Annotated in this window: 10 protein-coding genes and 1 other RNA gene; 6 read left to right on the top strand and 5 right to left on the bottom strand. The window is 46.9% G+C overall.

Features of this window, described 5'->3' with window-relative positions; all coding sequences use genetic code 11:
- Nucleotides 1-57: 57 nt before the first annotated feature.
- Nucleotides 58-456 (top strand): ACT domain-containing protein, encoded by a 399-nt coding sequence (locus EPB59_RS08885; protein ID WP_154172405.1) that lies wholly within the window; start codon nt 58-60, stop codon nt 454-456.
- Between the two features lie 113 nt (nt 457-569).
- Entirely contained in the window at nt 570-1,304 is a 735-nt protein-coding gene (locus EPB59_RS08880; RefSeq protein ID WP_195706968.1) for a TrmH family RNA methyltransferase, read from the top strand.
- A gap of 114 nt (nt 1,305-1,418) precedes the next feature.
- Here the strand turns inward: EPB59_RS08880 and fdxA are convergent, their stop codons facing one another.
- Complete coding sequence (gene fdxA, locus EPB59_RS08875; RefSeq protein ID WP_000896327.1) at nt 1,419-1,742, bottom strand: ferredoxin FdxA; 324 nt, start codon at nt 1,740-1,742, stop codon at nt 1,419-1,421.
- A 238-nt stretch (nt 1,743-1,980) separates the two neighbouring features.
- Here fdxA and EPB59_RS08870 point away from each other — a divergent pair, with 238 nt between their 5' ends.
- The gene (locus tag EPB59_RS08870; RefSeq protein ID WP_142629531.1) at nt 1,981-3,597 is read left to right on the top strand and encodes an NAD(P)/FAD-dependent oxidoreductase; all 1,617 of its coding nucleotides are present in this window, start codon (nt 1,981-1,983) and stop codon (nt 3,595-3,597) included.
- A 67-nt stretch (nt 3,598-3,664) separates the two neighbouring features.
- Here the strand turns inward: EPB59_RS08870 and EPB59_RS08865 are convergent, their stop codons facing one another.
- Entirely contained in the window at nt 3,665-4,348 is a 684-nt protein-coding gene (locus tag EPB59_RS08865) for a VC0807 family protein (RefSeq protein ID WP_000841479.1), read from the bottom strand.
- A gap of 426 nt (nt 4,349-4,774) precedes the next feature.
- On the opposite strand from EPB59_RS08865, the gene EPB59_RS08855 reads away from it, so the two are divergent.
- Complete coding sequence (locus EPB59_RS08855) at nt 4,775-7,915, top strand: DUF3427 domain-containing protein (RefSeq protein ID WP_154172401.1); 3,141 nt, start codon at nt 4,775-4,777, stop codon at nt 7,913-7,915.
- A 398-nt stretch (nt 7,916-8,313) separates the two neighbouring features.
- Here EPB59_RS08855 and ssrA read toward each other — a convergent pair.
- Both ssrA and smpB read right to left on the bottom strand, forming a co-directional pair.
- Nucleotides 8,314-8,680, bottom strand: a transfer-messenger RNA (tmRNA) gene (gene ssrA, locus EPB59_RS08850).
- 68 nt (nt 8,681-8,748) lie between these two features.
- A complete protein-coding gene (smpB, locus tag EPB59_RS08845) occupies nt 8,749-9,234 on the bottom strand; it encodes an SsrA-binding protein SmpB (RefSeq protein WP_000162689.1) in 486 nt (161 codons plus the stop codon).
- Nucleotides 9,235-9,417: 183 nt separating this feature from the next.
- Here smpB and EPB59_RS08840 point away from each other — a divergent pair, with 183 nt between their 5' ends.
- Together EPB59_RS08840 and EPB59_RS08835 are read left to right on the top strand one after the other, a co-directional pair.
- Nucleotides 9,418-9,852 (top strand): SRPBCC family protein, encoded by a 435-nt coding sequence (locus EPB59_RS08840; protein WP_000815882.1) that lies wholly within the window; start codon nt 9,418-9,420, stop codon nt 9,850-9,852.
- A 2-nt stretch (nt 9,853-9,854) separates the two neighbouring features.
- Entirely contained in the window at nt 9,855-10,160 is a 306-nt protein-coding gene (locus EPB59_RS08835) for an RnfH family protein (RefSeq protein ID WP_001929603.1), read from the top strand.
- A 76-nt stretch (nt 10,161-10,236) separates the two neighbouring features.
- Here the strand turns inward: EPB59_RS08835 and bamE are convergent, their stop codons facing one another.
- Complete coding sequence (gene bamE, locus EPB59_RS08830) at nt 10,237-10,596, bottom strand: outer membrane protein assembly factor BamE (RefSeq protein WP_001160912.1); 360 nt, start codon at nt 10,594-10,596, stop codon at nt 10,237-10,239.
- Between the last annotated feature and the right edge of the window lie 91 nt (nt 10,597-10,687).

Here is a 10,687-nt window from a genome sequence, read left to right as displayed (position 1 = left end):
TGCGAGCTTTTCTATCCTGCCTGCCAAGCAAAAGATCTAGAGAGTAAGTGAGGAAAAATGTCAGGAATCAAAAACTTAGAATTGTTGTTGCAATCCATGTCGCCAGAGCTGATGGCGGGCGATTACGTGTTCTGCACAGTCAATGGGACATTGAGTGACTATTTATCTTTAGAGCCTATCGCCACTTTTCGTGAGCCAGAAGGGTTGACGTTAGTGTTGGAAGCTGAAAAGGCGCAGCAAGCAGGGCTGGAGAGCAGCGCGTTGTTTAGTTTGATCACCTTAACTGTGCATTCCAGTTTGGAAGCAGTCGGGTTAACCGCCGCGTTTGCCACTAAGCTTGCTGAGCATGGCATCAGTGCCAATGTGATTGCAGGTTATTACCACGACCATATTTTCGTGCAAAAAGAGAAAGCGCAGCAGGCATTACAAGCGTTAGGCGAGTTTGCTCAAGCCTAGCCCTTGGCAATCGAAAGCTGTGATTGTGTTGGTTTGATGGCTTCTCCTACGCGCCCCTTTAGCTCGTAGGGGCTTTGCACTATAATTCGCCGGCATTTATCTCGGACAGCACCATGATTTCGAAAACCCAACTCAAATTGATTCGCGCTTTAGGGCAGAAGAAACAGCGCAAAGCGCACGGCTTATTTCTGGTTCAGGGCGAGAAAAACGTCCTAGAGCTGATCAACAGCACGCTGAAAGTACAACACATTTTTGCGACCGCCGAGTTTCTCGCCGAGCACGCACAAGCCTTAGCGGGTTTTGAGTGTATTGAAGCGACCTTGGATGATTTAACCAAAGTCAGCACCTTGGTGAGCAACAACGCCGCGATTGCGGTGGTGGCGATCCCATATATCGAGGTGCCTAAAGCACAAGGGTTGATGATTGCGTTGGATGGCGTTTCCGACCCCGGTAACTTGGGCACCATTATTCGGGTAGCGGATTGGTATGGCATTTCGCACATCATCGCCAGCCAAGATTGCGCCGACCCGTATAACCCGAAAACCATCAGCGCCACGATGGGCAGCTTTGGCCGCGTACAAGTCAGCCAAGTGGATTTACCTGACTACTTAGCCAAGGCGAATTTGCCTGTGTACGGTGCATTTTTGGAAGGGGTGAGCGTGCATCAAACCGCTTTTCAAGCCGAAGGCATTTTGCTGATGGGCAGTGAATCACACGGTATTCGCGAGCAAGCGGCGCAGTACGTGACAGACAAAATCACCATACCAGCCTTTGGTGGCGCAGAGTCACTCAATGTCGCGATGGCAACGGGGATCATTCTCGATAATATTCGCCGTCAGCATAGTTAATCCATTTACCTAAAACGAATATCCCTAAAACCAAAAAGCGTCGGATTGTCCGACGCTTTTTTCATCTCTATGTTTTGTCTTAATGCACTGCACGCTCAAGTTCGCGGCTGGGGTTTACTTCTCCAGCATATCCAGTTTGTTTGGCACGCCATCCCACTTTGCGGCGTCTTCCATGGCCGGTTTCACTTCGGTCAGATTTGGCCAATGCTCCGCCAACTCAGCGTTGAGCTCAATAAAAATCCGTTGGTCACCCACCAATTCATCTTCCTGAAAAATGGCTTGCGCGGTACATTCCGGCACACACAGCCCACAGTCGATGCACTCAATCGGGTTGATCACCATAAAGTTCGGCCCTTCATGGAACGCATCCGCGGGGCATACCGCCACACAGTCGGTGTATTTACATTGGATACAGTTATCGGTGACGACAAAAGCCATGACAATTCGCTCTATCTAGTTAGCCGTTTCGTACACCTACAGTGTACGCAAAAATCAAGAACGGGGATGATACTGCGCCGCCGCTAAAATTCAACCCAAGCTGTTTCGATGGTGGCTATTTCCAGCCTGATCTGAGCTTTTAATATGACAGAGAAAGCGAATTCTCGTAAAATGCGCGCCATTGTGAGCCGCCACGCCAGTGGTGAGGCTAAGACACCCATGACCCACGAGACATCCCATGATACGTTTAACTGAACTTAAGCTGCCCCTCAACCATGAGGAAGGCGCGCTGCTTGATGCCATTGCTGCCAAGTTGAAAATTCCTGCTCAGCAAGTCCTCTCTTTCACTCTGTTTAGACGTGGCTACGATGCTCGTAAAAAAAGCGATATCCAACTGATTTACACCGTTGATGTGGAAGTGGCGAACCCAGAAAAACTGCTCGCCAAGTTCAGCAAAGATCAGCACGTGCGCCCAACGCCGGATATGTCCTACAAATTTGTCGCCAAAGCACCTGAGAACCTACCTGAGCGTCCACTGGTGATTGGTTTTGGTCCTTGTGGCCTGTTTGCTGGCTTAGTGTTGGCGCAAATGGGCTTTAACCCGATCATTGTTGAGCGCGGCAAAGAGGTGCGTGAGCGTACCAAAGATACCTTCGGCTTTTGGCGTAAGCGTACTCTGAATACCGAATCTAACGTGCAGTTTGGTGAAGGCGGTGCAGGTACGTTTTCCGATGGTAAGTTGTACAGCCAAGTCAAAGACCCTAACTTCTACGGCCGTAAAGTGATCACCGAGTTTGTTGAAGCAGGCGCGCCAGAAGAAATTTTATATGTGAGTAAGCCGCACATCGGTACCTTTAAACTGGTGACCATGATTGAAAAAATGCGCGCAAAAATCATCGAACTGGGTGGCGAAATTCGCTTTAGCACCCGCGTTGACGATATCCACATGCAAGATGGTCAAATCACCGGCGTGACGCTATCCAACGGTGAAGAGATCCAATCTCGTCACGTGGTGCTCGCGGTCGGCCACAGTGCGCGTGATACCTTTGAGATGCTGCATGCGCGTGGTGTGTACATGGAAGCCAAGCCTTTCTCGGTCGGTTTTCGCATTGAGCACAAGCAATCCATGATTGATGAAGCGCGCTTTGGACCCAGTGCGGGGCACCCGATTTTGGGCGCGGCAGACTACAAACTGGTACACCATTGTAAAAATGGCCGCACCGTGTACAGCTTCTGTATGTGTCCGGGCGGTACAGTGGTGGCAGCAACGTCTGAAGAAGGGCGCGTTGTCACCAACGGCATGAGCCAATATTCGCGTGCTGAGCGTAACGCTAACAGCGCAATTGTGGTCGGCATTTCGCCAGAGCAAGATTACCCAGGCGATCCGCTGGCGGGCATTCGTCTGCAACGTGAGCTGGAAGCTAACGCTTATAAACTGGGCGGTGAAACTTACGATGCGCCTGCGCAGAAAATCGGTGATTTCCTGAAAGGCCGTAACCCTAGTGAACTGGGCGATGTACAGCCTTCTTTCACTCCGGGCATCAAGCTTACCGACCTTTCCAAAGCGCTGCCTGCCTTTGCGGTAGAAGCGATTCGTGAAGCGATTCCAGCGTTTGATCGCCAAATCAAAGGCTTTGCCTCGGAAGATGGCTTGCTGACTGGCGTGGAAACGCGTACTTCATCTCCGGTGTGCATCAAGCGCGGCAAAGATTTCCAAAGCATCAACCTCAAAGGCTTCTACCCAGCTGGTGAAGGCGCGGGTTATGCGGGCGGTATTTTGTCAGCAGGGATTGACGGCATCAAAGTTGCGGAAGCGGTCGCGCGTGATATGGTGGCGCAGTTCGCAGGCGAGTAAGACTTGCAATAAAACAAAAGGGCTCAGTTGAGCCCTTTTTTGATCTTGATGGATTAAAGCGAAGCGATTACTTGCTGCGCAGAAAATCTTCCATCTTATGACCTGTGATGCTGGAAAGGCTTCTAAACAGATAGAACAGCGCGCCCATCATCAAAATCGTCACCGGCAGTGAAATCACCGGAAAGCTCAGCGCCGTCATCTTACCAATCTCTTCGTTAAAGGCTTCTGTACCCGCAGGGCTTTTGACAATCCACTTTGCCAAGCCATAGTTGAGCACGGCCGACACAAAAAACGAAAACGCAATCAGATAAGAGCTGACATTCACCCGACGCTCAAATTCCGCCTTCTTCTCTGGCGTGCTTAACGCGCTGTGCAGCTTGTCGTGATCGACAATATCTTCATTGAGCAGCATTTTACGCACTAGCGGATAACCAATCAGATTACTGACCACCAGAATCACAAAAATCAGCCCCGGAATCGCCGCTTCTTTAATGGCTATATAAGCAGGGTCGAGTTGCAGCAAGCCAATGCCACCGGTGAGCAACACGCTAATCATGCCGAGCGCCGAGTAAAAATTGACTTTGCGCTCTTGAATAAAGCTGTAAACCCCAAACAGCAGGGGAAAGGCTAACGCGGCCACCAATGCCCACGTTGGGCCAAGGTTATCTTCACCGCTCATTTTGCTCAAAATCACCACTGGAATAACAATGTTGATCAGAACATTACTGAGTAAGCTTTGGTTGGATTTCATACAAACAACTTCCTAGTGATTGAGCGCCCAGTATACGAATGAAGCGGTTTGACTCAAGCCCATTGATGGCGGCGGATTGGGTTAATTGTAAGCAGGTGTTGGGCAGGATTACGGTAGAGGGAAATTCATCTAGTTCCACAATTCTTGGCTGATAAGCTGGTTGACTATGTTCAAACACAGTTGTTTATGAAAGCCACTCAGAGATAAGAATGGGCATTGCTAAGCCAAAACTTTGTGTGATTGGTATGGTATTCGTGGAGCAGTTGCTGAATGAGTTAAACTGGCGTGGGCTAATATGTTGAGAACATTGAAAAAATGAGATAAAGACAACTAGTGGAAATGTAAAGAACACAAAATGGATTAATGGAAATACGGTAATATTAATCAATCTTGATGTTAATCCAGCTATGAAAATAAAGGAGCAGCATGCAACAAGTCGGAATTTATGAGCAGCTTATAACGCAGCTTATCGAGAGTCGCATTGACCGAGAACGATTCTATGTGGGCGAGCGTGAGCTCAATAGTAGTGAAGCATCGACGTGGTTATCTCGTTTCCTATCACACATTCTTGAGTATGCGATTGAGTCAGTCCCCTCTAACGATGATCGCCTACAACAGCAGATTGCTTTATCTAACCAATTGTTACTCTGGCTAAAAACACAAATTCAAGATAACGATTTTATCGAAGACAATTTGCTTGCCAGTCAGGGTAAAATTCTGACCGCGCTCTATGAGCTCGAAAATCCTGTCTCAGCCGATTTAAAAAATTATATTAACGACATTTTTCCACTAACAGGATTAAGCCAAAGCGAGCTGTTTTGTGGCAGTAATGCAGGGTTGTCGCTCGAATCTGAATTAAAGCGGGAGATCTTGTCTGCGGATAAAATCTACTGGTTAGTGTCATTTATTAAGTGGGCAGGGATACGAATTTTTCGTAAAGAGTTAGAAGAGTTTACTGCTAGCGGTCGCGAGTTAAAAATCATTACTACCTCATATATGGGGGCGACTGACGCGAAAGCGGTGGAATATTTGGCTGGCCTACCGAATACCGAGGTGAAGCTGAGTTATAACACTGAGCGGGAGCGTTTACATGCAAAGAGCTATCTATTTTTACGCAACACGGGTTATCACACTGGTTATATCGGTTCTTCCAATCTTTCCCATTCGGCGTTAACCAATGGCTTAGAATGGAATTTAAAAATTACTTCGCAAGAAATCCCACACATTATCAATAAATCATTGAGCACCTTTGAAACCTATTGGGCTTCTCATGATTTTGAACACTTTAGTGGCGATGTAACAAGTAGCGAAAAGCTCAAAAAAGCCTTGAACCAGCAGCGCGGAGATTTTGAGGCTAATCCCACGCATTTCTTTGATATTTCGCCGTTTCCGCATCAGAGTGACATATTGGAGCAATTGGCCGTTGAACGCAGTGTGCATCAGCGCTTTCGCAATTTAGTGGTGGCGGCAACGGGTACCGGAAAAACCCTTATTTCAGCTTTTGACTTTGCCCGTTTTATCAAAGAAAAACCGCAAGCTAAGTTCCTGTTTGTCGCGCACCGAGAAGAAATATTAAAACAAGCCAGAGCGGCATATCGTGGCGTATTGCGTAATAGTGCTTTTGGTGAGTTGTGGGTCGGCGGGCATACGCCAGAGCATTATCGGCAGCTGTTTGTTTCTATCCAAACCCTGAACAATCAGCTGGAACAGTTTAACCTAACGGCTGACTATTATGATTACATTGTGATTGATGAGGTGCATCATATTGCTGCGACTAGTTATCGCGCAGTGCTGGAGCATTTTTCCCCTGCGATATTACTCGGCCTGACTGCCACGCCAGAGCGACATGATGGCGGTGATATTTTAACGGATTTTGGTGGTGTGATTGCCGCTGAAATTCGTTTACCGGAAGCTATTAATCGTCGTCACCTTTGCCCATTTCAGTATTTTGGAATTGATGATGATACCGACCTTCGAACCATTCCTTGGAGTCGTGGGCGCTATGACATCGCTCAGTTAACCAATCTTTATACCCACAACCAAGTCCGCTTTGACAAGATTTTGCTGAGTATGCAGGAGATCATCACTGATATAGGCAAAATGAAAGCATTGGCCTTTTGTGTGAGCAAAGAACATGCGAGTTACATGGCACGGCAACTCTTATTAAAAGGCATTAAAGCGGATGTGTTGACCAGTGATAACAGCCACGAGCGGCAACAAAAGCAGCAAGCGATTCGTTCTGGCAGTATTAACATGCTTTGTGTGGTCGATATCTTCAATGAAGGTGTCGATATTCCCGAAGTGGATACCTTATTGTTTTTGCGCCCGACAGAAAGCCTCACGATTTTCTTGCAACAGCTTGGCCGAGGTTTGCGTTTAGCTGACGGAAAAGAGTGCTGTACTGTGTTGGATTTTGTTGGCAACTCACGGCCTGAATATGATTTTGCCAATAAATTTAGAGCTTTAGTGGGTAAAAGCCATAGCGCGATCAGCGAAGAAATAAAGCAAGGGTTCCCTCACGCGCCACTGGGTTGTCGCATTGAGTTGAGTAAGCGCACGCAAGAAATGGTACTGAGCAATATTCGTCAAGCCTCATTAACGTTGAAACGCCTAGTCGCGATGATCCGCCAATATCCTCAGCATTCCACACTGCCGTTAACCTTGTCGAATTTCTTAACTTTAAATCCTCACATCGACTTGAATGAGCTTTATAAGCGAGGGAGTTGGGCGCAGTTGGTTCAGCAAGCCAAAGATGAAATCAACGAAAATAATCTAGATGCAAAATTGCTGAACATGCTTAAAAAAGCCGTACATAGCCGAATTTTGACTTGTGATGATCATGCCTATTTAAGTTTCTTAAAACAGCTTTGCCATAACAACTTCGCAATAGAAGATTCGAGTCATCGTTATGCTTTAATGTGTCATTACGATTTCTGGCAAAAAACAGGGCCAGAGTGCGGTTTTGATTCCATTGAACAGAGCTTAGCGAAACTGAATACTTGCGAGTTAAAAGCAGAGTTACTGGATGTTGTGAATTGGCAGCTCGCACAAACCAAGCATGAGCAACCAACAATGCAGGCTTTGCCAGAGGTCGCATTGAGGCTGCATGCACGTTATGCGCGTGAGCAAATATTGGTGGCATTTGGAGCGACCACGTTTGAGCGCCAACCTCCAGCACGCGAAGGTGTGTTTGTGCTTAAAGATCAAAATATTGAACTGATGTTTGTCACCTTGGACAAAAACGAAAAGCAGTTTTCGCCAACCACCATGTATCACGATTACGCTATTAACGAACATCTCTTTCATTGGCAGTCGCAAAATAGTGCACGACCCGATAAGGGGCGTGGCTTGGAGTACATCCAGCATCAAGAAACGGGCAAGCGACTATTTTTATTTGTGCGTGAACAAAGCAAAGATGAATACGGTCGCACTATGGGTTTTGTGAATTATGGTGAAGTTGACTATGTATCGCATACAGGTTCACAACCGATGAGCATTACTTGGCAGTTGAGAGAGCCTATGCCGCACTTTATGTGGCAACAAGCGGCTAAGTTAGCTATCGGATAACTGTCATATTGATTGAGTCATTGATTAGAATTACCAAACGAGGTTCATCCAAGTTCAAATATCATGTAGATCAAGATGAGCAAAATAGCTTGTCGGATTTATTTCAAAAGCAAATTTCTGATTGGTATCACTCGGTCAGTCAAGCGCTCAAATACCCACTCTGGCGCGAAGTGGATAGTTAGCCGGCGGTGTGCAATTGGCAGTGAGATCGCTTGCTTATGTTTTTTTGCCATGATGGATACACCAGATTAACACGATAAAATCAGTGTACCTTTTAGTGTACCTAAAAATCAAAGCTGCTATGGAATCTTGTGGAATAGTTATGAATGCTAAGTTGTTGATTTTTAATTGTTTGATATAAGAAAAAAGACGTCCGGAGACGTCTTTAAACTATGATTTGGTGGAGCTGGGGGGAGTTGAACCCCCGTCCGAAAACCATTCATCTTTGGTACTACATGCTTAGTCGATCTTTAATTTCACCACCGCCTGCGAACCGACACGCTAACGAATGGCTAACCTGAATTGGATCTCGCGCTTCATCCCTCAGGTGGGGGAATCCACGCCAGCTTGATTTGGTTTGACCTTCCTGATTTCCCCGTCTTACAAGCGGAAGCTAGGGAGGAAGGGCTCTGAGCAGGGTATTAAGCTGCTAGTGCGTAGTTTTCGTCGTTTGCGACTATTTTTTTGCGGTTTGTTAACGAGGCCTACCGCACCTCGGCATGCACCTCAGACTGCAAAATTCCCGTCGAATCCTGAATCAGCCCCAGAGGTAACGGGTGCATAGTACCAGAATACGTGCATCTGTCTAGCTCCCATTTTTCAAGTGGTTACTATTAGCGCAATGCGCTCTTCATCACTCGATCTTTTTGACGTTGCCACTCTTTTTCTTTCAGATCTTCACGTTTGTCGTGCAGTTTCTTACCTTTCGCAACGCCAATTTTGATTTTGACCCACGAACGAGACCAGTAGAGTGACAATGCGGTTAGTGTCATCCCTTCACGGTTGATGCGGCCAAACAGGTTGTCCAGCTCGCGGCGTGAAAGTAGCAGCTTGCGGATACGGGTAGGGTTGGCTACCACGTGAGTAGAGGCTTGCTGCAACGGAATGATGGTCATACCGGAAATGAACGCTTCGCCATCTTTAATGTAGACGTAGCTTTCTGCAATGTTGGCTTTACCTTGGCGAAGTGATTTGACTTCCCAGCCTTGTAGCTCCATGCCAGCTTCAAATTCATCTTCGATGAAGTATTCGTGGCGAGCTTTTTTGTTCAGCGCGATAGTGTTGCTACCCGCTTTGGTATTGGTTTTCTTTTTTGTCATAGTGGGCGCATTATACGGATTGGTCAGCGGTTAGGAAACGCTTTTGTTTGCCGTAGCATACGGTTATCTGCGCGATGACTCAAGCGCTGTATTGTGTTGTGCGAGCCTGATGGCTTGAGGTGCTGGGGGGATGAAAGTACAATCCGTTTTCCCAAGCTGTTTGAGTCGTGGTAAGGAGTGAAAATGAAACAAGTGAGTCGTTCTGCCTTGGTCTCGTTTAGTGCAGAGCAGATGTTTCATTTGGTCAATGATGTGGTGCGCTATCCTGAGTTTTTACCCGGTTGTTCGGGTTCGCGTGTGCTGGAGCAGAGTGAGGCACATATGGTGGCATCGGTGGATGTTTCAAAAGCGGGGATCAGTAAGACGTTTACCACCTCGAATCAATTGACGCCTGGGGTGTCGATTGCCATGAGCTTGGTGGATGGGCCTTTTAAAACGCTGCGCGGTGGATGGTTTTTCACTCCGTTGGATGAAGCTGCGTGTAAAGTTGAGCTGCGTTTGGAGTTTGAGTTTTCCAGCAAGATGATTGAGTTGGCGTTTGGCAAAATTTTTAATGAATTGACCAGCAATATGGTGAATGCGTTTACTCGCCGAGCAAAACAGGTGTATGGAGAGTGATGATGAGCAGTGAAATGATTCATGTTGAAGTGGTGTATGCGCTACCGCATGAGCAACGTGTACTCAAGCTGGTGGTTGAGCAATCGGCAACGGTGGAAGAGATCATCCGTACCTCAGGCATTTTGCAGATGTACCCTGAGATTGATCTGACGGTCAATAAAGTGGGTATTTTTAGCCGGAATGTGAAGTTGGATGCTAAGGTGCGAGATAAAGATCGGATTGAGATTTATCGCCCATTATTGGCTGATCCGAAAGAGATTCGCCGTAAACGTGCGGAGCAAGCCAAAGCGGCCGCTAATCAAAGTTAATGTAATGGCTGAAGAATCAATACCAAAAAAGAAAAGGCTTGTGAAAGCCTTTTCTTTTTTACTCAGCAAAGTGCGCTTAGTTGACGCCTTCGAAGAAAGAATCGCCAGCAGGGAAATCTCCCGCGACATTAACAAGTTTGCCACCGTCATTAAATTTCACGATCAGGTTTTTCTGTACGGGATCGTTATGGCCTTGGGTGTGGTGATAAATGTAATACCAAGTATCTGGATATCCATTTTCAACCAGCATAGGTGAGCCGAGAACAAAACGAACTTGTTCTTTACTCATGCCAAACTTGAGCTGATCAACCGATTGTTGATCGACATAGTTACCCTGATTGATATCGATTCGATACACCAAGCGCTCTAATAAAGAGCAGCCGGATAAGGCGGTGACGGCAAGGGGAAGGGCGATGAACCACTTAGTAAACTGCATTGTTAAAACTCTCTGTCCCTCAGGGCTAAAAACTTGGCTGATAATAAACAAGCTCAGAGCAGATGTAAAAACCTCGATCGTGCTCTGAGCC

This window comes from Vibrio metoecus (assembly GCF_009665255.1).
GTDB classification, from domain to species: Bacteria; Pseudomonadota; Gammaproteobacteria; order Enterobacterales; family Vibrionaceae; genus Vibrio; species Vibrio metoecus_B.
This window is presented reverse-complemented; position numbering and strand designations above follow the sequence as displayed.